Annotated in this window: 29 protein-coding genes; 17 read left to right on the top strand and 12 right to left on the bottom strand. The window is 59.9% G+C overall.

Translation table 11 applies throughout. The features are described 5' to 3' along the window. From Q6L55_03390 to Q6L55_03370, 5 genes are all read right to left on the bottom strand, one after another. On the bottom strand, positions 1–1,281 hold a 1,281-nt coding region (locus Q6L55_03390; protein MEN9257759.1), incomplete at its 3' end, for a DUF2157 domain-containing protein. A 194-nt stretch (positions 1,282–1,475) separates the two neighbouring features. Next, positions 1,476–2,267 (bottom strand): hypothetical protein, encoded by a 792-nt coding sequence (locus Q6L55_03385; GenBank protein ID MEN9257758.1) that lies wholly within the window; start codon positions 2,265–2,267, stop codon positions 1,476–1,478. After that, positions 2,249–3,847, bottom strand: a complete 1,599-nt coding sequence (locus Q6L55_03380; protein MEN9257757.1) for a glucose-6-phosphate isomerase — start codon at positions 3,845–3,847, stop codon at positions 2,249–2,251. Before Q6L55_03380 ends, Q6L55_03385 begins: the two co-directional genes overlap by 19 nt. 13 nt (positions 3,848–3,860) lie before the next feature. Then, the gene (larB, locus tag Q6L55_03375; protein MEN9257756.1) at positions 3,861–4,562 is read right to left on the bottom strand and encodes a nickel pincer cofactor biosynthesis protein LarB; all 702 of its coding nucleotides are present in this window, start codon (positions 4,560–4,562) and stop codon (positions 3,861–3,863) included. Beyond that, positions 4,549–5,244: a class I SAM-dependent methyltransferase gene (locus Q6L55_03370; GenBank protein MEN9257755.1), complete on the bottom strand. Its 696-nt coding sequence runs from the start codon at positions 5,242–5,244 to the stop codon at positions 4,549–4,551. Before Q6L55_03370 ends, larB begins: the two co-directional genes overlap by 14 nt. Positions 5,245–5,261: 17 nt before the next feature. On the opposite strand from Q6L55_03370, the gene Q6L55_03365 reads away from it, so the two are divergent. From Q6L55_03365 to Q6L55_03355, 3 genes are read left to right on the top strand one after another with little or no spacing between them, the layout of a single operon-like run. Further along, positions 5,262–5,909 carry a rhomboid family intramembrane serine protease gene (locus Q6L55_03365; protein MEN9257754.1) on the top strand — a complete coding sequence of 216 codons (648 nt, stop codon included), beginning with the start codon at positions 5,262–5,264 and terminating at the stop codon, positions 5,907–5,909. A gap of 12 nt (positions 5,910–5,921) precedes the next feature. After that, positions 5,922–6,713 (top strand): response regulator transcription factor, encoded by a 792-nt coding sequence (locus tag Q6L55_03360; GenBank protein MEN9257753.1) that lies wholly within the window; start codon positions 5,922–5,924, stop codon positions 6,711–6,713. Further along, on the top strand, positions 6,713–7,849 hold the full coding sequence (locus Q6L55_03355; GenBank protein ID MEN9257752.1) for a HAMP domain-containing sensor histidine kinase: 1,137 nt from the start codon (positions 6,713–6,715) through the stop codon (positions 7,847–7,849). The genes Q6L55_03360 and Q6L55_03355 overlap by 1 nt, the downstream gene beginning before the upstream one ends. Here Q6L55_03355 and Q6L55_03350 read toward each other — a convergent pair. Further along, complete coding sequence (locus Q6L55_03350; GenBank protein ID MEN9257751.1) at positions 7,798–8,643, bottom strand: FTR1 family protein; 846 nt, start codon at positions 8,641–8,643, stop codon at positions 7,798–7,800. The genes Q6L55_03355 and Q6L55_03350 overlap by 52 nt on opposite strands. A gap of 81 nt (positions 8,644–8,724) precedes the next feature. On the opposite strand from Q6L55_03350, the gene panB reads away from it, so the two are divergent. Continuing rightward, positions 8,725–9,498, top strand: coding sequence for a 3-methyl-2-oxobutanoate hydroxymethyltransferase (gene panB / locus Q6L55_03345; GenBank protein ID MEN9257750.1), 774 nt, complete (start codon positions 8,725–8,727; stop codon positions 9,496–9,498). A 31-nt stretch (positions 9,499–9,529) separates the two neighbouring features. After that, positions 9,530–10,135 carry a chorismate lyase gene (locus Q6L55_03340; protein ID MEN9257749.1) on the top strand — a complete coding sequence of 202 codons (606 nt, stop codon included), beginning with the start codon at positions 9,530–9,532 and terminating at the stop codon, positions 10,133–10,135. Here Q6L55_03340 and Q6L55_03335 read toward each other — a convergent pair. From Q6L55_03335 to Q6L55_03320, 4 genes are read right to left on the bottom strand one after another with little or no spacing between them, the layout of a single operon-like run. Further along, positions 10,097–10,558: a hypothetical protein gene (locus tag Q6L55_03335; GenBank protein MEN9257748.1), complete on the bottom strand. Its 462-nt coding sequence runs from the start codon at positions 10,556–10,558 to the stop codon at positions 10,097–10,099. The two genes, Q6L55_03340 and Q6L55_03335, sit on opposite strands and share 39 nt — an antisense overlap. Further along, entirely contained in the window at positions 10,555–12,579 is a 2,025-nt protein-coding gene (locus Q6L55_03330) for a polysaccharide deacetylase family protein (GenBank protein MEN9257747.1), read from the bottom strand. Before Q6L55_03330 ends, Q6L55_03335 begins: the two co-directional genes overlap by 4 nt. Before the next feature lie 28 nt (positions 12,580–12,607). Beyond that, positions 12,608–12,919 (bottom strand): hypothetical protein, encoded by a 312-nt coding sequence (locus tag Q6L55_03325; protein MEN9257746.1) that lies wholly within the window; start codon positions 12,917–12,919, stop codon positions 12,608–12,610. Next, on the bottom strand, positions 12,913–14,094 hold the full coding sequence (locus Q6L55_03320; GenBank protein MEN9257745.1) for a bifunctional sterol desaturase/short chain dehydrogenase: 1,182 nt from the start codon (positions 14,092–14,094) through the stop codon (positions 12,913–12,915). The genes Q6L55_03325 and Q6L55_03320 overlap by 7 nt, the downstream gene beginning before the upstream one ends. A 101-nt stretch (positions 14,095–14,195) precedes the next feature. On the opposite strand from Q6L55_03320, the gene Q6L55_03315 reads away from it, so the two are divergent. The 12 genes from Q6L55_03315 to Q6L55_03260 all read left to right on the top strand — a co-directional run bounded on the left by Q6L55_03315 (position 14,196) and on the right by Q6L55_03260 (position 22,648). Further along, positions 14,196–15,062, top strand: coding sequence for a 6-carboxytetrahydropterin synthase (locus Q6L55_03315; GenBank protein ID MEN9257744.1), 867 nt, complete (start codon positions 14,196–14,198; stop codon positions 15,060–15,062). After that, positions 15,059–15,730: a GUN4 domain-containing protein gene (locus Q6L55_03310; GenBank protein ID MEN9257743.1), complete on the top strand. Its 672-nt coding sequence runs from the start codon at positions 15,059–15,061 to the stop codon at positions 15,728–15,730. The genes Q6L55_03315 and Q6L55_03310 overlap by 4 nt, the downstream gene beginning before the upstream one ends. A 268-nt stretch (positions 15,731–15,998) precedes the next feature. Then, on the top strand, positions 15,999–16,814 hold the full coding sequence (gene larE, locus Q6L55_03305; protein MEN9257742.1) for an ATP-dependent sacrificial sulfur transferase LarE: 816 nt from the start codon (positions 15,999–16,001) through the stop codon (positions 16,812–16,814). A gap of 225 nt (positions 16,815–17,039) precedes the next feature. After that, positions 17,040–17,294 (top strand): Mo-dependent nitrogenase C-terminal domain-containing protein, encoded by a 255-nt coding sequence (locus Q6L55_03300; protein ID MEN9257741.1) that lies wholly within the window; start codon positions 17,040–17,042, stop codon positions 17,292–17,294. A 48-nt stretch (positions 17,295–17,342) separates the two neighbouring features. After that, positions 17,343–18,185, top strand: coding sequence for a prohibitin family protein (locus tag Q6L55_03295; protein ID MEN9257740.1), 843 nt, complete (start codon positions 17,343–17,345; stop codon positions 18,183–18,185). A gap of 56 nt (positions 18,186–18,241) precedes the next feature. Further along, positions 18,242–19,555: an adenylosuccinate synthase gene (locus Q6L55_03290; GenBank protein MEN9257739.1), complete on the top strand. Its 1,314-nt coding sequence runs from the start codon at positions 18,242–18,244 to the stop codon at positions 19,553–19,555. Positions 19,556–19,645: 90 nt separating this feature from the next. Further along, positions 19,646–20,833, top strand: coding sequence for an acetamidase/formamidase family protein (locus Q6L55_03285; GenBank protein MEN9257738.1), 1,188 nt, complete (start codon positions 19,646–19,648; stop codon positions 20,831–20,833). A gap of 9 nt (positions 20,834–20,842) precedes the next feature. Continuing rightward, a complete protein-coding gene (locus tag Q6L55_03280; GenBank protein ID MEN9257737.1) occupies positions 20,843–21,109 on the top strand; it encodes a zinc ribbon domain-containing protein in 267 nt (88 codons plus the stop codon). 134 nt (positions 21,110–21,243) lie between these two features. Then, positions 21,244–21,414, top strand: coding sequence for an NAD(P)/FAD-dependent oxidoreductase (locus Q6L55_03275; GenBank protein MEN9257736.1), 171 nt, complete (start codon positions 21,244–21,246; stop codon positions 21,412–21,414). A gap of 81 nt (positions 21,415–21,495) precedes the next feature. Further along, positions 21,496–21,666 (top strand): hypothetical protein, encoded by a 171-nt coding sequence (locus Q6L55_03270; GenBank protein ID MEN9257735.1) that lies wholly within the window; start codon positions 21,496–21,498, stop codon positions 21,664–21,666. Positions 21,667–21,759: 93 nt separating this feature from the next. After that, positions 21,760–21,990, top strand: a complete 231-nt coding sequence (locus Q6L55_03265) for an NAD(P)/FAD-dependent oxidoreductase (protein ID MEN9257734.1) — start codon at positions 21,760–21,762, stop codon at positions 21,988–21,990. Further along, a complete protein-coding gene (locus Q6L55_03260) occupies positions 21,983–22,648 on the top strand; it encodes a lysophospholipid acyltransferase family protein (protein MEN9257733.1) in 666 nt (221 codons plus the stop codon). Before Q6L55_03265 ends, Q6L55_03260 begins: the two co-directional genes overlap by 8 nt. On the opposite strand, the gene murF is transcribed toward Q6L55_03260, so the two are convergent. Both murF and Q6L55_03250 read right to left on the bottom strand, forming a co-directional pair. Further along, positions 22,571–23,938: a UDP-N-acetylmuramoyl-tripeptide--D-alanyl-D-alanine ligase gene (gene murF / locus Q6L55_03255; protein ID MEN9257732.1), complete on the bottom strand. Its 1,368-nt coding sequence runs from the start codon at positions 23,936–23,938 to the stop codon at positions 22,571–22,573. The genes Q6L55_03260 and murF overlap by 78 nt on opposite strands. Positions 23,939–23,970: 32 nt before the next feature. Further along, the gene (locus Q6L55_03250) at positions 23,971–24,132 is read right to left on the bottom strand and encodes a hypothetical protein (GenBank protein MEN9257731.1); all 162 of its coding nucleotides are present in this window, start codon (positions 24,130–24,132) and stop codon (positions 23,971–23,973) included. Positions 24,133–24,304 lie beyond the last annotated feature (172 nt).

Genomic DNA, 24,304 nt, shown 5'->3' with positions numbered 1-24,304 from the left:
TGCACTGGCGAGATAACGCTCAAAACCCACACCAGCACCCATAAGACCTAGACCACACAAACCGAGACCTATCGCCTTGGGAATTAATCCCGTCTCATACTCCAACATCCGGCTAATGACCTGTAAACACAGCAGGACCAAGCCCAACCAAAAAAGTCCCCGCCGTTGTTGCCCAATGCCCAGATACATCAGACCCAGGCCATAGAGCAGTAACAGTGTATTAACCATCAAGACGTAGAAAGGAAGATCAGCAGTTCCGGAAGGGGCAAGGCTAACCATAGCAAACACTAGGGCAGTCCCCAGCAACCCCCAAGTCGTCGGTTCCCGCCGGTAGAGCAAGTGATAGAGAATTACGTAGGCAGCCAAAATCAGGAGGATAACCACCAAATAACTGCCCCTAGCGTCATCCCAACCCGAAGCATCCCTAGACCATCGAAAGGCATAGATGAATAGACCAAAACCGACCAAAAAAACACTTATTCCCCTAGCTATTGGCTGCATTCTTTGTGCTGTCGGGCATAGCTTCCTCCCCCAATCATCCAGTCGGAACCTATCCCCATAACCCCACAAAATCACAGCCGGTAAAGCCAGCCCCAGCGGCCCAGAAATGACAACCCAACTACTCCAAACCCACAGGCCGACAATCATGGTAAAAATGACCCGTGAGTTGAGCCAATAGGCCAGGGGTAGTATTAACACAGAAATATAAGGAAATCCATCACCGATCCAGTCGGTGGCCGATACCCCGCCCTCTACCAAATAACTCATGTACCCAAGACCCAACAGAATCAACCCCATCACTCCCAGGGGTAACAGCCGCAAGCTGATGGCCACGACCAGAACCCCTACACTCCAGAAAAAAAACAAGTCCTGCACCGGGCCGCTGAGATGGAATATCTGGGCCACTAGGGCTATTACCGCCCCCAAAACCAAACCGGCAGCTAATAGGATGCCTTGACCCAAACGCCGGAAGTTAGGGGTGTACTGCCACAGGTAAAAGCCGCCCGTGTTACTACCGATTAACAATGCCAGCAGCAAAATCAGCTTGGTTGTTTTGTTTAGACCTGGCCAGTTAGCCGCCACAAAGGTCATGACCGCCAGACCGACCAAAATCCCACCGACGCCATAGAGGATGGCACTGAAGGTCAGCACTGGGGGTGTCAGTCGCTCTAACCCATAGCGGGTGACAAGAACCTGCCAAGTTTCTTCGGAAATTAATCCTTCTTGTCGCCATTTGGCTGCTTCTTCGCGCAAACGCCGTCGGAAATGGTCTGGCCACATGTTGGTGGGGAGGTGCCTGTGACTTGGCTGGCCGTGGAGACGTCATCCGCGTGACCCTGGTTCCCACCGCCGCTTCCGGTTCTGTAGGGTTCTGTGGGCAATGCCAATTGGGATAGGGTTAAGTGGGCAATCGCTTGGGGGACTTGGTCTTTAACCGGCAGGAAATAAATGGGCACCTGACCGTAAAAAGCGGCCTAACCACTGTAGGTACTCGGCGTTGCCAGTAAATAGTCACAGGCAGCAAGGCTATATAGGTCTTCGATGATGTGACCGGTTCCGTAGTACACTGGCAGTCCTTGAAAATGATGGGCTTGGGGTCGCAAATCTTCATCGGAACAAATGAGAAATCCCACCCTTTGGAAAGCCAGCAGGTCCACCATTTTGGCCATCAAAGCCCGCCAAGTTTCCAAGGGATAGATGTAAACACCATTACGCCACTCCCGATAATCCCGATAATCCCCTAAACGAATGTGCACCCCCACCAACACATCGTATTGATCTTTCAGGGGAGTGATCAACTGTTGAATGTTCCGTTGATAGACGGGCAAGGGGGTAAAAAATTGGCGCACCACCGGGGCGTATGGACCGATGTTCCGGGAGCGCACATACCAGCCCCGCACCAGGACTACTTGGGCTTGGGGAGCAACAACGTCTTCTAGGACAACATCGGGTGCATAGCCGGGAATGATTTGCCAGTTTCGGGGGATGAATGACCCATGGCTGAGCCAGCGCCGCAGTTCTTTGTTGATTCGCCGTTGGAGACGGGGCCACGGGAGGCCATGCCAGGGACGCTGATGGGGTGGGAACATGACCCAGTAGGACTGGGGGGCTGTTGCAGCAAAATACTGACCGTATTCCCAAAAGCCCAAGTCCAGAACCTCCCGACCGGTGGCGCACCCGTAGGCAATCAAATGACTCAATAGGAGCAAACGATTCCCCAGCCGACCAAACCGAATGGTGGAGATGATCACAACCCCGACCCGCACCAGCGCACCAGCAGACCTGTGAGTTTGTGGCGCTCCCCGATGAATTCCACTCCCCTTCGGTTAGCCTCCAAATGCCGTAGGATTTGGTAAATGGTTTCGATTTCCTCCGGGGCTTCTACTTTCTGGGCGATTTCCTCCAGAGTCAGACCGTTGGGATACGCCCGCAGGGTTTTGAGCAAGCGGCGTTGCAACTGTAGGATGGCGCTGGCGGCTTTTTTCCCTGCTTCTACCCCCGGCTGGTGATAGGCATTGACATTAATTAAAGAAGCGTATAGCCCCACAGCGCGTTCATAGAGAGCAATCAAAGCCGCCACGGTTTTGGGCGTCACCTCCCGTATCGTAATCGTAATGGACTCCCGCCCCTTTTCGTAGAGGGCCTGGCGGGTGCCCTGCAGGAAACCAGAAAGATAATCCCCGGTGGTGATCCCGGGTTCAATTTCCCAATCGCCGCCGTCCCGGTCCCGCAACACCTCAATAAAGGTCACAAAAAAGTTATTTAACCCCTCCCGCAGTTGCTGTACGTAGGCGTGCTGGTCGGTGGAACCCTTGTTGCCGTAAACCGCAATCCCCTGATGGACAATGTTGCCGTCTAAGTCTTTTTCTTTGCCGAGGGATTCCATCACCAACTGCTGCAGGTAACGACTCAGCAACGCCAGGCTGTCTTTGTAGGGCAGGATCACCATGTCTTTTTCGCCGTGCCCCCGTCCCGTGGCATACCAGGCCAGGGCCAACAACGCCGCCGGATTGTGCCGTACCTCGGGGATCCGAGTGGCCTGGTCCATCTCCTGCGCCCCCCGCAACATCTCCCGGATGGAAATCCCTTGCAAGGCCGCCGGCACCAACCCCACCGTCGAAAACTCCGATGTGCGCCCCCCCACCCAATCAAACATGGGGAAGCGCATTAACCACTGCTCCCGCTGGGCCGTCTGGTCTAACTCGCTGCCGGGCATGGTGATGGCCACCGCCTGGGGAGCAAAGGGCCAGCCCCGTTCCCGAAACACCCGCTGGATCTCCCACATGCCGTTGCGGGTTTCTGGTGTACCGCCCGACTTGGAAGTCACCAGGACTAAACTGGTTTGCAACCGGTCGCCCATGTGCTGCACCAACCGGTCCATGCCCGCCGGGTCGGTGTTGTCAATGAAGTGAATCTCTAGCGGGGGATGCACCGGTGCTACGGCTTGGCTGACAAATTGGGGTCCCAAGGCAGAGCCGCCAATGCCGATGGCCACAATGTCGGTGAATTTTTCCCCGTTGACAGCGCGGATGTCCCCCCGGTGCACCTGCTCGGCAAAGCGTTCCACCCGGTCCACCGACTCGCGGATGTCCCGCTGGATGTCCGGGGTGGGGGCCAGGTCGGGGGCGCGCAGCCAGTAGTGCCCCACCATGCGGTTTTCGTCTGGGTTGGCGATGCTGCCGGCCTCCAAAGCAGCCATGTCCTGAAACGCCCGGGCAAATTTAGGCTGCAGGTCATAAAACAGCGCATCCGTAATGCTGTGTACCCGGCTGACATCCACGTAAAAATCCAGGCCAGGGTGGTAGTACAGCCACTGTTGATAGCGTTGCCACAGGGATCGGGTCATGGTTAACTCCCCATTAGCCCGGCGCTTTCATCTTATCATCCCGGTTCCGGCGCGCCGTCACTTGGAGGATCTTCACCGCCAGCACCGCCGCCCCAAAGCCATTGTCAATGTTGACCACCCCCAGCCCCGGCGCACAACTATTGAGCATCGTTAGCAAAGGAGCCAACCCCTGCCATTGGACGCCATAGCCCACACTGGTGGGTACGCCAATCACCGGTGCGGCACTCAAACCCGCCACCACCGACGGCAAAGCCCCCTCCATCCCCGCCACCACAATCAACACATCACAGGGGGCTATCTCCGGCCAGCGGTTCAACAGCCGGTGCAGTCCCGCCACCCCTATATCTGGAAACATCTGCCCCTGCACACCCAGGTACTGCAAGGTTAACCAGGCCTCCCGGGCCACTTTTTGGTCCGCCGTGCCCGCCGTGATCACCCCCACCAGGCCGGGATATTTCACCTGGGGTGTGCCTAAAAGCAGCACTTCCGCTAGGGGGTCATAGGTGCTGGCGGGTAATTGGGGTTGGATGGCCTGGGCTACGGCAGGACTGACGCGGGTGGCCATCGCCAAACCGGTGCGCCGATAGATGGCCTGCAAGATGGCAGCGATTTGCTCGGGCGTTTTCCCCAAGCCCCACACCACCTCGGGAATGCCCGTGCGCTGCTCCCGCTCCCAGTCTAGGTGGGCAAAGGTTGGACCGTCATGCGGGAACATAGCCGCCAACGATGGCTAGACCAAACCACTGCCACACCACATCCACCCCCACAAAGCCGGCTGCTTGCAGTAGTTCCAGTTGCTTGGCGACGGTGGTCAGTTGGTCGGGGGCGGAATGGCCACAAGGGACGACCTGACCCCGCTCAGGTACAGCCTCTGGGGGCAGCAGCTCTTGGCGAACCCGCTGGTACAAGGCGGCACTGTAGGGATGGGGAGCCACCACGGGGTCGGCATTCCAAAAGCAACCGCCGGGCCGCAGATGGCTAAAAACCTGGCGAAACAGGTGCCCCTTCATGGGATCGCTCAGGTGATGAATCGCCAGGGCGGACACGCAGGCGTCTACCGGCTCGATGGGGGGAAAGCGCTCCGGGTGCAAGGCCCATTCCCCAAAATCCCCCAGGATCAAGGTAACTTGGCTGGGGGGAAGTTTGGCTTGGGCCTGGGCCAGCATGGCGGGGGAGTAATCCATCAGCACGACCTGGGCTTGGGGCAAACGCTGTAACAGCCGTCCACTGACATTGCCCGTGCCGCCCCCCAGGTCCAAAAGGCGCTGCGCCGTCGGCGGGACGCACAAACTCAAGGCGGTCAACATCTCGTCATAATGGGGGACAAGGGCGCGAATCCCTTGATCAAAGTCCTGGGCGGAGGCAAACACTTCACCGGGGCGAATGGTGGCAGTCATCGGCTGAGGCTAACATAGTGTTTCCCCTTTACGACGATAACCCAACCCGCCGTACACCGGTGGTGACCTACGGGCTAATTGCCGCCTGCGTGGTGGTATTTCTTTACCAGGTCAGCCTGGACCGGGATCAATTGCTGGCGTTTGTGAACACCTGGGCCGTCATCCCCAAGGCGTTGTTTACCCAGTTTGATCACCGGGCGATTACCCTGCTGAGTTCCCAGTTTCTGCACGGGAGTTTTCTCCATCTGTTTGGCAACATGTGGTTTCTCTGGCTGTTTGGCAACAATGTGGAGGATGTGCTGGGGCGCTGGCGGTTTTTGGGGTTTTATTTGTTTTGCGGGGCGGCGGCGGCTTTGGCCCATGCGGTGGTCATTCCCACCTCCACCCTTCCCCTGATTGGAGCCAGTGGCGCCATTGCCGGCGTGATGGGGGGCTATATTGTCCGGTTTCCCCAGGCGCGCATTTACACCCTGCTGGTGCTGGTGATTTATGTCACCCTGGTGCGGATTCCGGCGGCGGTGTTTCTGGGGGTGTGGATTGTGCTGGAAACCCTACGGGCGGCGGCAGTACATCCGGGAATGCCGGGGATTGCCTATTTGGCCCATGTGGCGGGGTTTATGACCGGGGCAGTGCTGTTGCCTCTGTTGCCGGAGCGCCGGGATTGAGATTGGCGTAAGATGACAGGTAGGACCATTGCGGTGTGTTGTCTGGCCCCTATGCCATCCCTGGAACCCCTGGACCTGCCCGTTACGGCGGATTTGGAGAAACCCAGTCGCATCCTGGTGGTGGAGGACGAGGATTTAATCCGGGAAATGCTGGAACTGTCCCTGCGGGAAGAAGGATACGAGGTAACGGCGGTGGCGGATGGCCGGACGGCGTTGCAGTTGTTGTTGGGGGATGAACCGACGGCGGGGGCCTCCACCTTCGATTTGGTGGTGCTGGATTTGATGCTGCCCCAGGTGAACGGTTTGGACCTGTGCCGGTTGCTGCGTCGCCAGGGCAATCCCACCCCCATCCTGGTACTGAGCGCCCGCAGCAGCGAAACCGACCGGGTGTTGGGCCTGGAGGTGGGGGCGGATGATTACCTGACCAAGCCCTTCAGCACCCGGGAACTCATTGCCCGCTGTCGCGCCCTGTTGCGCCGGCAACGCCAGAGCTACCTGCCCCAACCCAGCGTTTTGCACTACAAGGACATCTACCTCTATCCCCAGCAATGCCGGGTGGTGGTGCGGGGGGAACCGGTTAACCTGTCACCCAAGGAATTTCGCCTACTGGAGCTGTTTATGACCTACCCCCGGCGGGTTTGGTCCCGGGAAAGCCTGCTAGATCGGGTCTGGGGGCCGGATTTTGTGGGGGATAGCAAAACGGTGGATGTGCACATTCGCTGGTTGCGCCAGAAGTTGGAAAAAGACCCCAGCCGGCCCGAATACATCTTGACCGTGCGGGGCTTCGGCTACCGCTTTGGTTGATGGCCGCGCTGCTGTTGGTGCTGGGCCTGGCCCTGGGTTTTTGGGGGGGCTGGTGGGTGGGGCGTGCCCCGCGGCGGCGACGGTCTCCCCCCTGGCTGGAAATGCTCCACCACCTGCCCTGGGGCTGCCTGCTGGTGGATGGGGACAACCAATTACTCTGGTGTAACCCGGCGGCGCGGGAATTATTGGGCTTGCGGCGCTGGCGTCCCGGTCAACCCCGCCTGCTCCTGGAACTGGTGCGCTCCTGGGAACTGGACCAGCTGATTGAGCGGGCGCGCATCCAAGGGGGGAAACAGGTGGCCGAGTGGGACTTTTATGCCTCCGCCGAATTAACCCAGCCGCCGGTTCCGGTGCAAGCTGTAGCGCAACGCCTCTCCACGGGGGATGTGGTGGTGTTTGTGGAAAATCGGCAGGCGCTGGTGGAACTCACCCAGGCCCGGGACCGGTGGGTTACCGACCTAACCCACGAGCTGAAAACCCCCCTGACGGCCATGCAACTGGTGGCGGAAGCCCTCCAGGCACGGGTGGACCCAGCCCTCCAAACCTGGGTAAACCGCTTGCTGGGGGAATTGCAGCGCCTGAGCCGCCTGGTGCACAACTGGTTGGAGATGGCCCAGGGCCGCCGTCCCGTGCGCAACCCCACACCCGTCAATCTCTCACTGCTGATCCAAAACGTTTGGCAGAGCCTGGAACCCCTGGCGCAGCAGAAACAGTTGCAGTTGGACTACCAAGGACCGTCCGAGTTGTGGCTGTTGGGGGACGAACTGCGCCTGCACCAAATGCTGGGCAATATCCTGGACAACAGCATCAAGTACAGCCCCCCCAGTGGAGTGATTCGTATCGCCGCCACTCCCCAAGCGGACGCCCAGCAGGTAACCATTGACATCATTGACCAAGGCCCCGGTTTTGCGCCCGACGACCTGCCCCACCTGTTTGAACGCTTTTACCAGGGCCACCGTCATCCCCAGGGCTACCCCCCCGGCACCGGACTGGGGCTGGCCATCGTTCGACAGATTGCCCTCGCCCATGGGGGAGATGTGCAAGCCGCCAACCATCCCGATACCGGTGGAGCCTGGATACGGATTCAATTGCCCTGGAGCGCCGACGTTTTGCCGGCCAGGGCCAATGCTCGGTAGTACCCCACCCCCACCAGCGCCATCAACGCCCCGTAGGCCAGTAGTTGCAGCAGGTAGAGGTGATCTCGATAGCCCAGTAGCACCTTGAGCAGGAGACCCGGCCATTGGCGATCCGGTAACCAAGCCGACGTATCCCAAACCAGCGGCCCGAGTAACCTGACGTTCCCCAGGGCTTGACTGCCATGCCAAAGGGTGCTCACCATCAATCCCCCCACAATCAACAGCAGCCCCCCCCCCATCACCCGGAAAAAGGTGCGCAGGGGCAAGCGCATCCCCAGGCCAAACAGCAAGTAACCGATGGTCACCGCCCCGGCCAGGCCGCCAATAGCCCCCAGCAGCGCCGGCCAACCCTGGGTGAACTGAGCGCCGACAAACACCACCGTTTCCAGCCCTTCCCGCAGCACCGCCGCCAGTACCAGCAAAGCCACCTGCCACCCTTGGGACTGGTCGTTCAACTGCTGCCGCACCGTCTGGGCCACCTGTCCCCCCTGCCGGGTCATCCACAGCAGCATCCAGGTAAGCAACCCCGCCGCCACCAGCTCCATAAGCGCCTCCAGCCCCAGTTGCCAGCGCGGATGCCCTCGGGTCACTCCCTGGAGCAAGGTCACCAACCCCCAGCCCCCCAATACACTCAAACCCACACCCGCACCGACCCCTAAGCCCACCCAGCCGTACAGGTCACGCCGCTGGGTTTGCCCCAGAACAGCCAATACAATGCCCACAATCAACGCCGCCTCCACCCCTTCCCGCAGGGTGACCAAAAAACTCGGCAGCGCCAACGTCCAATCCCCCATGGCTCTGGTTTCCTATCTCCCCTTCACAATAGCGAATTTGTCACCGGCAGCACCCTAGACTGGAAAAAAACCGCAACCATCATGGCTCGTACCGTCCACACCCTCCAGCAGTACAAGCACCAGGGGCGCAAAATTGTGGCCGTCACCGCCTGGGACTATCTCCTGGCACAAATCCTGGACCAGGCCGGTGTGGATGTGATTTTGGTGGGGGATTCCTTGGGAATGGTGGCCCTGGGGTACGACACTACCCTGCCTGTGACCCTTGGGGAGATGATCCACCACGCCAAAGCAGTGCGCCGGGGGGTCAAGGAGGCCTTTTTGGTCTGTGACCTGCCCTTTTTGAGCTATCAGGTCAGCCCCGCCCTGGCGGTGTATCACGCCGGACAGGTGTTGAAACAAACGGGAGTGCAGGCGGTGAAGCTCGAAGGGGGTGACCCCCAAATGGTGATGACGGTGCGGCGTCTGGTGCGGGCGGGGATTCCGGTAATGGGACACCTGGGACTGTTACCCCAGTCGGTACATCGCCTCGGGGGCTACCGACAACAGGGCCAAACTCCCCAAGAGGCGGACCAATTGATGGCCCAAGCCCTGGCCCTGGAGGCGGCGGGTGTTTTTGCCCTGCTGCTAGAACACATCCCTGCTGCCCTGGCGGCGGCCATCACCCGCAAGTTGGGCATTCCCACCATTGGTATCGGTGCCGGCCCGGACTGCGATGGGCAAATCGTGGTTACCGCCGACCTGCTGGGGCTGACAACCCACCCGCCCCCCTTTGCCCCCCGTCTGGCCGACCTGCGCACCGCCATTACCCAAGCCGTCCAGGACTACCGCCGCCGGGTCAGTGGCGATCCGGTATAGTAAAAAAAGCGTTAACAATCTTTAATAAAATATGGCCATGCAGTTGGCGTCGGTGTTGCCCTGGTGGCGGTTGGATTGTCGCTGGCAGGGGGAGGAAGCGCAGTTGTTGCCGGGGATGTTGGCCCCCTGGTGGCGGTTGCTGTTGTTGAGCGATGGTTCCCTGACGCGCCATTTGCAGTTTTTGACGGGGCAGGAGATTGCGGTGCAGGTGATTGATATGGCGCCGGTGGGGTGGAGGTTGGATGGAGCGCCGCCGGAAGTCCAGCAGGTGGAGGGGCCATGGGTGCGGCGACAGGTCTGGTTGCAAACCGCAACGGGGGAGCGTTTGGTCTATGCCACGTCCTGGTGGCCGGCGGCGGTGGTGGACCGCTATTTGCACAACCGGGATTGGCCGATTTGGACTAGTCTGCGGGCCTTGCGCCTGGAACTATATCGGGATATTCGCCGCCTGTACTACGGGGATTGCCCGGCCCTAGCCCAGGCCTTTGCCAGTCCGGGGCCCTTTTGGGGGCGGCATTATTTGTTCTGGCACCAGGGGCGGCCCTTAACCCTGATTTACGAGGTCCTGTCGTCGGGCTTGGAGCGTTATTTAGGGCCGTCAACCCCAACCGAACCATTGCTGGAGATGGGCGCGTAGGGCGGCTAGGGGGTTCCCTTGGTACAAGGCCACATCGCCCTGGGCAGCTTGCTCAATCTGGGTGACGGTTTCCGGGGGTAAATCCAACCATCCCACCAGACGGCGGTAGGCCTGTTTTTCGGCGGGCACGATGGCGGTTTCCTCAGGGGTTTGCCCGGCTTGAATGAGCAGATAACTCAGGCGCAATAGCCATTCCCGGTGGTGGAGCGGCGGCGGCTGTTGCACCAGGGTCTCCAGGTCGTAGTAGGCAAACAGTCGGTCGTACAGCTCGCTCCAGAGTTGTTCCTGTTCCTTGGGGGGGGCGAAATCGGTCACCAGTTGGTCCAGCAGGAGGCGGATTTCTTCGGGGTTCAAACGTTCATCCGCCCAGGCGACCGCTGCCAGCACCTGAAACACCAGTTCCTGGTCAGGGGTAAGATTCATCGGCGGGTGGTGGGTTCCCCTGGGGCCAACAACTGGCCGACGGTCACCAATTCTAGGTTCTTCGCCCGCAGGGTGGCAATGACAGCCGCCAGAGCGTCCGCCGTTGTAGCCAAAATGTCGTGCATCAGGATAATGGAACCCGGTCGCGCCTGTTGTTGGACAATCTGGACGATGCGCTGGGGGTTCCGGTGTTGCCAGTCGCGGGTGTCCACGTCCCACATCAGCAGGATGAGGCCCAATTCCCCAGTCCAACTGACGGTCCTGCGGTCATAACTGCCGTAGGGGGGACGCAGATAGCGGGGTTGACTGCCGGTAAGCTGACATACCAGGTCCTGGGTGGTGCGGACCTCTTGCCGAAACTCCCCGGCACCCAGGCTGGTGAGGTTCACATGATGGGTGGTGTGGTTGCCGATTTCGTGACCTTCTGCCTGGATACGCCGCACAAGGGCGGGATTTTGCCGCACCATCCGGCCCTGGACAAAAAAAGTGGCCCGTACCCCCTCCTGCCGCAGAATGTCCAGAATGCGGGGGGTGTAACGACCGTGGGGGCCATCGTCAAAGGACAGGGCCACCTGGGCTTGGCGACTACTGCCGCGATACACCACCTGGGCCGGAACCGGGGGCAGGGGCGCTTCACAAGCCCTTGGCGGGGGTGTTTCCGGTTCCACCGGCGACACCGTCACCCGTTGACTGTGGTAGGCGATGGGTTGCCCGTCTCGCCAGGCCTGGATACGTAGCAGCCGTTCCCCCGGTTGATGAAGACGTTTTACCCAGCGATATGCCGGTCCGGGGCCTGTCTGTTCGCCTAGAGATTGCCGGTCGATCCACACCGCCACCCGGTCGGCCCCCAGCACCTGCACCCGAATCTCGTGCCCACCAGGCCGGGGAATCAACTGGGCCTGGATGGGTTCACCTTGGCTGGGTTGGTGCCCAAGGGTCGGAGGCGCCTGACGCAGGGCCGTCAACACCTGGTGAGCTACGCGCGATAACCCCTGGCAGTTGTCTCCTGCTGCCCAGGCCGGCATGGCCACCGCCAATAAATACCGTTCCTGGCCGGCGGTAATCACCCCACTATCCACACAGTGGCGGTGCAAGACCCAACCCGGTTTGTGGCAAATCTGGAGTGTTTGTCCTAGGGCCACCCGAGCGCCGGCGGCAAAAAACGACGGTTCCGCCTGGCACAGGGAGGTAGTTAACTGGGCTATATCAGCAGTCGGGATACGAAATTGCTCCCCCGGGGGCAATTCCTGGTGGAGCACCACCCGTCGGATGGCTTCCGTCAGTTCAAACAGGTTGGCGCAATTGCCCCGGCGCGGGCAGCGGCCTACCCCCTGAAACCAGCGGCGCGGTATGATTTTCTGGCGGTCCCCTTCCCGGAGGATCAGCGGGGGACTGGCGTAGACATTGAGGCCGCTGTAGCCCCGTTGCAGGGTCGTGGTGGGAAACCCCCGCTCCGGCGTTAAAAAACGCTGGTTCAACCAATCCAGCCCCACCAACTGCACCGTCAAGTCGTAGTCCCAATTCGAACTTTCCCGAATTGAACGGTCAATGATCCGGGCCAGGGTGTCTTGCCCTTGGGGAAAGGTCACCGTCACCTCCCCGGTGAATCCCTGGGCATGGACCCACTCCAGCGCCGCAATCGCCGGTAGGACTTTTACCGTGGATGCCGGCCAAAAGTTTTGGCTAAAGGCCCCCAATCCCGCCTCGTAAAAGGCGTAGGCCGGTCCCCCCACCCCCGGTGTGATGCGGGCGGCGTAGATGGCGGTACCCCTGGGCCAGTGCACCCCCCGCTGCCGAAACCAGGTGGGCAAAAAGGTTCTATCCATCACCCGCTGAACCGACCACGCCCAGGGGGCGGCCGGCGTTGGGGGAACAGGAGGGGACGGCCCGACTGAACTGACCGAGGGTTTAGCTTTGGCGATAGGGGCCACCTGGGTACTGCGCCACCACCAGCCCCCCGTCGCCAGCACCATCAACCCCAGTCCGCTGCCCAGTAGCCATCGCCCGTATCGCCCTAGCATCCATTCACCTCACACCCACGGGATTAGCTTAAGCTCCGGCCAACCACGCCTCCAGGTCCGCTAACAACTGGGGCAACGGCATTTGGGCGCTGAGCTGCACCTGGGGATGCCGCACTGTCACCAGCACCTGGGCCGCCGAGGGATGGGGCCAGAGATTCGGGTTACAGAAAAACTCTATCCGCACCGGATCGGCATAAACCACATCCAGTTGGGGACGGGGTGGGGGAACCGCCTGTTGCCAGGACCGGTGCAAAGCCTGCAAGCGAGACAGCAGGTCACTCGCCGCCTGATCCGCCAACGCCACCCGCAGGGTTCCATCCGGCAAATGCAAGGTCAGCATGAAGGGCGACTAAACAGGCGGTAGTACAAGAGGGTGACAGCCTCCTTCAGCGGGTACAGCAGATAGGTCAGGGGATTGACCGTCACCACCATGTCCCGCACATCCCGTTTCGCCAAAAACACAATCGCTTTGGCCACAAACCCCGGCGACATGACCCCAAAGGGATTCAACCGGCTCTGAAACGGCCCCAACACGATCTTGCGAATGACACAGACATTATCCAGCCGTTTCAGGGTCACCAGGTGGCCGATCAAGCGTTTGCTCAATTCATACAGGGGACTGAGGGCCGGGGATACTTCCGCCTCGGAGGTATTCACCCAAAGTTCTTTCGTGGCCTTGGCTTCGGGGCCGGTGACCGTCTGGAAAAACAACTCCATCAGCCGCAGCACCGACAGAGCATTCACCTGCAATGAGGTTTCTATCGCCGCAAAATCCCGCCGCCGGTACACATTCAGCCCGTGATTGATGATGAGAATATCCAGCTTCTCCAGCACCGGCAACAGAGCCTGCTCCTGGTGCAACTGCCAGCCCACCACCGTTATCTCGGGTTGCCGAGGGAAACCGTCAGGATGGGTAGTGATAGCCGTGACCTTGGCCCCCGCTTTCACCAATTCCCGGCACAGGGCTTGCCCCAAAGCCCCCGACGCCCCGGTAATCCCCACCTTTTTCCCCTTTAGGGAAAGGGCCGTCCCTAACACCTTATCCACCAGGGGAAACACGCCGCTGTAGTAGGCATGGACATTGTCAAAGTGGTGGCGCCAGTGATAGGTGCGATTGACCCACCAGCGACTCGGCGGTTCCAGGAGGGGTCCGGGCCGGTGGTTGTAGTCCGTATCGCCCGTGGCCCACAGATAACGCCGCGTGGCCCCCAGTAAAAAACTGGCTGCGTAAACCACCCCCACCCACATCCCCGGTTGACCCGTTAACAGGGCCACCGCCAAGCTGACGCTCACCAGCAGCACGGACTCCGTGAGGTCGTGGTAAAGCTGGGACTGACGAAACGCCTCCAAGGAAACGATGGACAAATCCCGGCGGTAGGCCGCGTGGTGCCGGTTGTGCCAACGCCCCAAACCCGGGATGACATGACACAGGGCGTGATAGCTATCCCGGATGATTTCCACCAGCAGCACTGCCGCCAGTCCTGTCCCTGCCAGTATCAGCCCATCCACAGGCATCCCCCGCCAAACCGTTTTCCTCTAGGTCATTCTACCCCGGGGTCCCGCTGGCAAGTCTTCTTCTGGGCCGGTACAATCAAAAGGGACTTTGGGCGAGGGTCATGCGCTGTATCATCCGGCGGCGAGCACAGTTTTCGGCCAGTCACCGTTACTACGTCCCCCAATGGTCCGAGGCGGAGAATTGGCGGCGCTTTGGCAAAAGCAGCTTGTTTCCGGGCCATGGGCACAACTACACCCTCTACGTGGCCATGGCGGGAGAAATGGACGATTGCGGCATGGTGCTGAACCTATCGGAGGTCAAACAGGTGATCCAGCGGGAGGTGGTAGAACCCCTAGACCAGACGTTTTTGAACCAAGCCTGGCCGGAATTTGCCCAAACCCTGCCCGCAACGGAATTTATCGCCTATGCCATCTGGCAGCGGCTGTGGACCCACTTGCCCCTGGCATCCATCCAGTTGTACGAACATCCCGAGCTTTGGGCTGAATACCGAGGAGAGGCTATGAATGCCTATTTGACCGTTGGCACCCACTTTAGCGCGGCCCACCGGCTGGCGCGGGCTGATTTTTCCGAGGCGCAAAACTACGCCACCTACGGCAAATGCGCCCGTCCCCACGGCCATGGCCACAACTACCACCTGGAGGTCACCGTACGCGGCGAGATTGACCCGGTTACGGGGATGGTGGTGGACCTGGTGGCGCTGCAGGAGGTAATCGAGCGGGAGATCGTCGAACCCCTAGACCACACCTTCCTCAACCAAGACATCCCCTATTTCTGGGAAGTGGTGCCCACGGCGGAGCACATCGCCCTGTACATCACCCAGCAGTTGCGGGAACCCATCCGGCAGCTGGGGGCAGAATTGTACAAGGTGAAGTTGGTTGAAAGCCCCAACAACGCTTGCGAAATTTACGCAGCGGACGTGCTGGGGGACACCGGCGCACCCTCCCTGGCGACGGCAGTGGGGCAATGAATGCGGTGGCGGATTTCGCCGACAAGCTGGAGTCCCTTTCTCCGGCCCAGCAACGCACCTGGTTGACCGAATGGCTATCAGGCGGCCCGGAGGCAGGTTTGGCCCTGTTGGGGTATTTGCAACAGCGCGCCCAGGGACCAGACTTTCCCCAGGTGCTGGATGGTTGCATCTATCAACTGCTGTGGCGGTCGGACCTGCCGGCGGTGAGGGAGAAATTTCCCCAGGGGGTGGTGCCCTTGTGCTCCAGCCAGGGGGTGAACTACCAGCCACTGCTGGAGTTGCTTTTGGCCGAGCAGTGGCAGGCCGCCGATACCTGGACGCGCCAGCAGTTGTGTCAATTAGCGGGGGTCGAGGGGCGGGTTTGGCTCTATTTTACGGAGGTGCGCCGCTTGCCGGTGGTGGATTTGCAAACCCTGGACGCCCTGTGGCGGTTGTATTCCCTGGGGAGGTTTGGCTTTCGGGTGCAGCGGCAGATTTGGTTGGGCTGTGGCCGTAATTGGGAAAAGTTCTGGCAGGCCATCGGCTGGTACAAAGGGGATACCTGGCCCCGCTATCCCGAGGAATTCATCTGGAGCGTGAACGCACCGGCGGGCCACCTGCCCCTATGGGACCAGAAACGGGGGGTGCGGGCCTTGGAGGCGCTGCTGCTGCATCCGGCTTGGGATTAGGGGATGTGCCCGCCTGCGCCAGAGGTTTAGCCCGTGGGGAAGTGGGAGACCCACTTGCCGTTGGCGTCTATCCTGGCCCAGCTTTGCAGGCTATGGGGGTCAGGATGCGCAAGCCCATCACCGCCTTGCCTTTTCGGGGAGCTAGAGCAAGCGGAACCCCCTGCTACTGCCATAGCCCTGCGACTTTTCTAGCCCCTCAACGGATGGCATTGATCCGTTGCCCCTTCCCCCGCCATAAAATTGAGGGGAGCGCACGGCAGCAAGTGTAATGACCACTGCCCTGGGGATTCAGGATTACCTTGACGCCCTGTATCGCTGGTTTGCACCGTGGGAGCGCGTCATTGTGGCCTACTCCGGCGGGGTAGATAGTAGCTTGGTGGCCAAAGTGGCCCATGACGTGTTGGGAGAGCGTGCCCTGGCAGTTACCGCCGTTTCCCCGTCCCTGGCGCCGGAAGCCCTACAGGAGGCCCAAGCCCAGGCCCAATTCATCGGCATTCGCCACCAGTGCATCCTCACCCAGGAGCTGGCCAACCCCAATTACGCCCGGAACCCCGTCAACCGCTGCTATTTCTGCAAAAGCGAACTCCATGACCGGCTACAGGCCCTGGCCCAACAAGACGGTGGCGCCCAAGTGGTCGATGGGGTCAATGCCGACGATGAGCAGGATTACCGCCCAGGGATACAGGCAGCCCGGGAACGGGGGGTACGGTCGCCCCTGAGTGAACTGGGGATTGACAAGCGTATGGTGCGGGCCATCTCCCGCCATTTGGGACTCCCTTGGTGGGACAAACCGGCCCAACCCTGCCTGAGTTCTCGTTTTCCTGCCGGTGAACCCCTGGATGCGGCCAAACTCCAGCGGGTGGCCCAGGCCGAACGCTATCTCCGACAACAAGGCTGGTCCGTCCTGCGGGTGCGCTCCATCGGCGATACCGCTCGGATTGAAATCCCTGCTGACCAGATTCCCGCCTTTGTCCAGACCACCGACTTAGGGGCTTTGGTGCAGCACTTTCAAACCTTGGGCTTTCGCTACGTGACCCTCGATTTGGAAGGCTTCCGCAGCGGTAAACTCAACCCCCCCAGGTAACCCACCAAAAACTAAAGTTAAATAAAGTTAAATTTTGTTAAGATGAGAAATGAAGTGTATAGCTGTGCTGGGAAAAGCATGGGGACGGGCCAGTTTTCTGAGAATGCCCTGACACCCTCCTAGCCAGTCAGCAAAGGCATTTCCTAGCATGGGGAGTGGGGTGTGAGACGTGAAGGAAATGGTCGCGTCCGCCAGATAAGTCAGGCTGTGTTTTAGGGGTGAGGTATGTGGTCGCTGTTGAAAAATTGGCTCAATCACCTGGAAATTCGGGATGTGCGCATGGCTCAGCAAATTTGCTGGTGGATTCCTGCGCGCTGCCCTTTTGAGCGGGAAATTCGTTTCCGGGGACGGCTGCTTTTTAAGATTCCCGCTTTGTGTCAGTTAAATCCCCTGTACCCGGAGTTGATGGCCCTGCGCTGGCGAGCCTTGTGCTTCCTGGCGGAACAGGCCGGGCAAGATGTGAGCTGTTATTGCCATTGAGCCACCCCTGGGGAATAATAAAGGGGGTCGGTTGGGAGGCAAGCAACGGTGAAAAGCGCCAATGTCAGTAATTTGCTGGGCAGTATCCTCGCAGTCTTATTCCTGTTGTTGGCGCTGAATTCGGTAGTGATCATCAACCCGGGGGAGGCGGGGGTGCTCAGTATTCTGGGGAAATCCCAAGACCAGCCCCTGCTGGAGGGCCTGCATCTCAAACCGCCTTTTATCTCCCGGGTGGATGTTTACGACGTAACGGTGCAGAAATTTGAAGTACCGGCCCAGAGCGCTACTAAGGATTTGCAGGACCTGACGGCCCGTTTTGCCATTAACTTCCGCCTTGACCCCAACCGGGTGGTGGAAATCCGCCGCACCCAGGGGTCCTTAGCCAATATCGTGGCTAAAATCATTGCCCCCCAAACCCAGGAGTCCTTTAAGGTGGCGGCGGCCCGGCGCACAGCCGAAGAGTCCATCACCCAGCGGGAAGAACTGAAAAAAGACTTTGACAATTCCCTACAGAGTCGCCTGGAAAAGTACGGGATTATTGTGCTGGACACCAGCGTGGTGGACTTGAATTTCACGCCGGAATTTGCCAAGGCGGTGGAGGAGAAACAAATCGCCGAACAGCAAGCCCAACGCGCCGTCTACATCGCCCAGGCAGCCGAGCAGGAGGCTCAAGCGGAAATCAACCGCGCCAAGGGGAAAGCGGAAGCCCAACGGTTGTTGGCGGAAACCCTGAAGGCACAAGGGGGGGAACTGGTCTTGCAAAAGGAGGCGATTGAGGCCTGGAAGTCTGGCGGCGCCCAAATGCCCCAGGTGCTGGTGCTCACCGGTAATAGCCCCGGTGTACCCTTCCTGTTCAACCTCAAAGACCTGACCAGCAGGGGCAATTCTTGATCGGGGTCAACCCCTGTGATATATTTAATCGCTTGTGGTTTGAGCGGTTGGCGACCTTGGCAAACGTCATTATTGTGGGTGCCCAGTGGGGCGATGAGGGCAAAGGAAAAATTACGGACCTGCTGAGTGCGTCGGCGGATGTGGTGGTGCGCTACCAGGGGGGCGTCAACGCCGGACACACGGTGGTGGTCAATGGTCGCACCTTCAAGTTGCATTTGATTCCTGCGGGGATTCTCTATCCCGATACGGACTGCATTATCGGCAGCGGTACAGTGATTGACCCGGAGGCCCTGATTGCCGAGATGGACCAACTAGAACAATTGGGCGTCTCCACCCGACGGCTATGGATTTCCCAGACGGCCCACGTGACCATGCCCTACCACCGCTTGATTGACCAGGCGGAGGAGGAGTCCCGGGGTCGCTACCGCATCGGTACCACAGGACGGGGGATTGGCCCCACTTACGCCGACAAGTCCGACCGCACGGGGATTCGCGTCCAGGACCTCCTCGACCCGGAGGGCTTGCGGGAGCAACTGACCTGGACCATTGCCCAAAAAAACATCCTGCTGGAGAAGCTCTACAACCGGCCTCCTTTGGATGCCGAGGCAGTGATCACCCAGTATCTGGCCTATGGGGAACGGTTGCGCCCCCACGTGGTGGACAGTACGTTGGTGCTGTGGGAGGCGGTGCAGCAAAAACGCAATATTTTGTTTGAGGGAGCGCAGGGGACGTTGTTGGACCTGGACCATGGCACCTATCCCTACGTCACCTCCTCCAATCCGGTGGCGGGGGGGGCCTGCGTGGGGGCCGGCATCGGGCCGACGATGATTGACCGGGTGATCGGGGTGGCCAAGGCCTATACCACGCGGGTGGGGGAGGGTCCCTTTCCGACGGAACTGCACGGGGACGAGGGCGACCACCTGTGTGACAAGGGGGCGGAATTCGGCACGACGACGGGACGGCGACGGCGTTGTGGCTGGTTCGATGCGGTGATTGGACGCTATGCGGTGCGGATTAACGGCATGGACTGCATGGCCATCACCAAGCTGGATGTGTTGGACGAACTGCCGGAAATCAAGGTGTGTGTGGCCTATGAGCTGGATGGGCAGCGCACCCGCAATTTCCCCAACAGCAGCCGTCAATTTGCCCGTTGTCGCCCCATTTACGCCACGCTCCCGGGCTGGCAAACCCCTACAAGTCACTGCCGTTCCCTGGAGGAACTCCCCAAGGCCGCCTTGGACTACCTGCAGTTTCTTGCCAGCGAAATGGAGGTGCCCATCGCCATTGTCTCTCTGGGGGCGGCCCGGGAGCAAACGATTATTGTGGAAGACCCGATTCACGGCCCCAAACGGGCGCTGTTGCCAGCCTAGACCCCTTGGGCATTGGTAACAAAAACAACAGCCCCGTGGCCGGTCATCCCGCTAACGTATGAACGCATATTCAACCGGAGGAGACGGCTCATGCCCCAGACCCTATTCAAGGTGGATTTGACTAAGCCTATGACAGAGCAGGAGGTGCCAGGCCACAACCGTTGGCATCCTGATATTCCGGCGGTGGTGTCGGTCAACCCGGGGGATACCTTTCGCATTGAGTGCAAGGATTGGACCGACGGCCAGATTGCCAACAATGACGACCCCAGCGACGTGCGGGATGTGGACCTAACGGTGGTGCATGTGCTGAGCGGTCCTATCTGGGTCAACGGCGCCCAACCTGGGGATATTTTGGTGGTGGATTTGCTGGATATTGGCCCGTTGCCGGGGGATGAGTGGGGATTCACGGGGATTTTCGACCGCAACAATGGGGGTGGGTTTCTCACGGACCATTTTCCGAACGCCGCCAAGGCCATTTGGGATATTGAGGGCATTTATACATCGTCGCGGCATATTCCCGGTGTGCGGTTTGCCGGTATTCCCCATCCGGGGTTGATTGGCTGCGCCCCATCCCATGAGTTGTTGGCTAAGTGGAATGCCCGGGAAAAGGCGCTGGTGGAAAAAGGGGGGCCGCCCTGGAAACCCCAAATTCCCCCCTTGGCGGCGCTCCCTAACCCCCAAAACGCTATCCTGGGTACCCTACCCCAGTCCGAATGGGAGCGGGTAGCCGCCGAAGCCGCCCGGACGGTACCGCCCCGAGAGCACGGGGGGAACTGCGACATCAAAAACTTATCCAAAGGCTCGCGCATTTACTTCCCGGTTTACGTGGAGGGGGCGAAGTTATCTATGGGAGACATTCATTTTTCCCAGGGGGATGGGGAAATTTCCTTTTGTGGCGCCATTGAAATGGCAGGTTATATTGACCTGCACGTGGATGTAATTAAAGGGGGTGTGGAAAAGTACGGTCTGACTAATCCTATTTTCAAACCCGGACCTGTGGAACCCCGCTACTCGGAATATCTGGTGTTTGAGGGCATCTCCGTGGATGAATTTACGGGCGAGCAGTATTACCTGGATGCCCATGTAGCCTACCGCCGCGCTTGTTTGAACGCCATTGAATACCTCCAGAAGTTTGGCTACACGGGGGAACAGGCCTATCTGTTGCTGAGTTGTGCGCCGATTGAGGGCCGCATCAGTGGCATTGTGGACATTCCCAACGCCTGCTGCACTCTGGCGATTCCGACGGCTATTTTCGACCGCAACATTCTGCCGGTTTAGGAGGGGGCAATGCCGGCCTACGACTTTCGGTGCCGGGCCTGTGGCGAGTTTGAGGTGTGGCGTTCCCTAGCGGAGGTGCATCTGCCGGTGACCTGCCCAACCTGTGGTCAAACGGCGCAGCGGGTCTACACCCCCCCGGCAGTTGCCCTTAACGGTCCCTTGCGCTTGGAACGGCGGGAGCAACCGGAACCCCGGCTGGTGCAGCGGCAAACCGAACCGACCAAACCGCGCTGGCGTGCCTCCACCTGTGGTCGCCCCTGGATGATTGGCCACTAGGCTTGCACCTTAGCCTTAGACGGCGGCATGGGCATTGCGGTCGTTATTTCTTCAGGTGGGGGTCGTTGTCATGCCATCCATCACGGTTGGGACCCCCTGGTGCCCAGCCAACCTTATCCTGGGGGGATGGGCCCTTGCAGTCACTGGGCCAACGCTTCCAACCCCGGGATGTCCTGGCCTGGTTTGTGGCCGAAGGGGTGACCCTGACAACGGTAGCGGACGGGCGGGTGTTCCCCACGAGTGACCACAGCGAGGCCATTTGCCCAACAGGCAGCGTCCAGGTGCAAACCCGAGGCCCGGTATAAACGGTGTAGCGCCAAGGGGAGGAGTTCGTGGTTGCCTGGCCGGGGGGTGGATGCCATCACCCAGCCATTAGGGCAAGGTGCTTGAACCGCTGCCGGACCTGTTGTGGACTGGTCGTCCTCGGGCTATCCCCTTGGCTGGCGCAGTCGCTGCCCAGGTGTCACTTCCAGGACCGGGTGCAGGTGAACTGGTTAGCCGATTGGCTGTGTGAGGCGCTCTACCGGCGAAACGCTCTGGTAACAGGTGGTGCGTAAATCCTTGGCTCAGCAGTTATGGCATCATCTATTGGGGGGGGGGTATATCGACGTTGGGCGGAGTTGTCGCAGCCAGACCTCCAACAATTGCTTATGCTGCTGACAGGTCCGGGTGCTGGCGGTAAGGAGGAATTCGTCACCGATGGCGGGGTGCCCTGGGGGGAAGGGGACCGTCGCACACTACAGAGTCGGCTGTGTCCGGGGCTGTACTTGGCAGGTAAGGTTTTGGATGGGGATGGCCTGACGGGTGGATTGGATTTGCAGGCGCCTTGGACGATGGGATGGGTAGCCGGATGGGCCTTGGGGAGGACAGGCGATGGCTAACCTGCCGCGTCTATCGCCCTGGTTGACGGGGGCAGCTTACTACCTGGGCCGAATCCTGTTTTCCCTGTACTTCCGCCGGATTGAGGTAACCGGGCAAGAGCATATCCCCAAAACCGGGTCGTTGCTGGTGACACCCACGCACCGCTCCCGCTGGGATGCCCTGATGGTGCCCTATGGGGTCGGGTGGCTAGCCTCGGGACGGCATTTGTACTTCATGGTGGCGGCGGAGGAGGTACGGGGTTTCCAGGGTTGGTGGATTCGCCGGTTGGGGGGGTTTCCGGTGCGACGGGAAAAACCAGAACGGGCTGCCCTGCAAACGGCTATCGAGTTACTGCGGCGAGGGGAGAGTCTGGTCATGTTTCCTGAGGGGAAAATTTCCCGCGACGGCACCCTGTTGCCCCTCAAACCGGGTCCTGTCCATCTGGCCCTGCAAGCGGTGCAACAAAACCCGGACCTGGTGTTGCACCTTCTGCCCGTCTATCTCTGGTACAGCCATCCCTATCAACCCTGGCGCACCGACGTCAAGATTCGCATCGGCCCAGGTTTACGGGTCCGACCTCCGGCCAACGGCGCCCTGCGTTCAGCCACCCAAGCCCTGACGATGGCCCTGCGAGATGCCTTGGTCATGCTGGGTCAGGGCCTGCACCACCCGGTCTAGCCCCACACTGCGGGAGGCCTTGACCAGCACCCGGTCCCCCGGTTGCAGCAGACTGAGCAATCGCGCCGTGATCTGGTCGGTCGTGGCGTAGGATTCAGTGGTAACCGGCTGGGCCGCTTCTGCCAGAGGCGCTACTTCCGGGTCATCTAACAGGATCAGGCAGTCATAACCCAACGCCCGCACCCATTGCCCAACCTCCCGATGCAGCGCCGCCGATTGCTCCCCCAACTCCCGCATCGCCCCCAGCACCGCGATATAACGCCTCCCCGGTTGTTGTTTCAGGGTTTGCAGAGCCGCACACACCGCTTCCGGGCTGGCGTTGTAGCTTTCATCCAGCAGGAGAATATCCGGCGCCAATGGTTGCCAGGTACTGCGACCGGTCGGTAAATCCACGGCCAAAGGCTGGGACAACGTGCGCCAGGGCAAACCCAATACCTGGGCCACCGCCAGCGCTGCCAGAAAATTACAGGCATTGTGTTCCCCCGGCAAAGGTAACGGATAACGCCAATCGCCAATGACCAGTTCATGGCCCTCGACCCGCCCCTGCAAATCCCCCTGGGTTAACCCATAGGTATAGGTCGCCCCGTCCCACACTGCCTGGGCCGTTTGGTGTAGCAGCGCATTTTCCCGCCAATAGACCGCCGTACCCGTCCGAGGGGGCAGGTGCGCCAACAACTCACATTTCGCCTGGGCAATGGCCTCCCGCGACCCCAACTGACCGATGTGCGCCGTGCCCACAGTGGTAATGACACCCACCTGGGGCTGGGCCATGCGCGCCAAACGGGCAATTTGTCCCCGCCCCCGCATCCCCATTTCCACCACCGCATAATCGTAATCCGGTCGCAATTGCAACAGAGTCTTGGCCACGCCGATGTCGTTATTTTCGTTGGCCGCACTTTTGAGCACCCGACCATACTGGGACAGCACCGCCGCGATCAATTCCTTGGTGGTAGTCTTGCCCGCCGAACCCGTCACCGCAATCACCGGTATGGCAAACCGCTGTCGCCACCAAGCCGCCAGGGTTTGATAGGCCTGTAACGTATCCGGCACCCACAGCAGGGGCTGATCAGGGGTCAGTAAATCCCGCCGGTGGATAATCGCCGCTACAGCGCCCTGGGCCAACGCCGCCGCCACAAAATCATGCCCATCAAAACGCTCCCCCACCAGGGCCACAAACACATCCCCCGGTTGCACCCGCCGGCTATCAGTGCTAATACGGTGGACCGTCCCCCGCAGGATTCCGCTGGGTGTGGCTCCCAAAATAGAAATCAGTTGTTCCAATCGTAACACCCATTACACCCCAAGCCCAGTTTTTTTGCATTTTACCGACCCGTTTCCCCCTGTTGGGCCTGCAAAACCCGCGCCAGTTCATGGATAGCAAAATTGAGCACCTCCAGCAGGGATTCCGATGGCAAAACTTGACAAATTTGGATAATTTGCTGAATAATAGCTTCCCGGTTAACCGATGGCGGCGGCTGGGTCATAACTTTGCTCGAAGACGGTTCCCAACAGGTAAGACCTCAACCAAAGCACAGAGGTCCTGCATTCCATATCCCTCCTCAGCGGAAATAAGGCTTAAGGTATATTCACCGTAGAATTTCTACTTCTGTGTAATGTCAAGGGGACGTTTTATGAGAAATTTTTATAGTTATATCC

It is taken from the genome of Gloeomargarita sp. SRBZ-1_bins_9 (genome assembly GCA_039794565.1).
In the GTDB taxonomy this organism is placed as follows: Bacteria; Cyanobacteriota; Cyanobacteriia; order Gloeomargaritales; family Gloeomargaritaceae; genus Gloeomargarita.
Note: the sequence above shows the minus strand (reverse complement) of the source record. Positions and strands in the feature narration are given on the sequence as shown.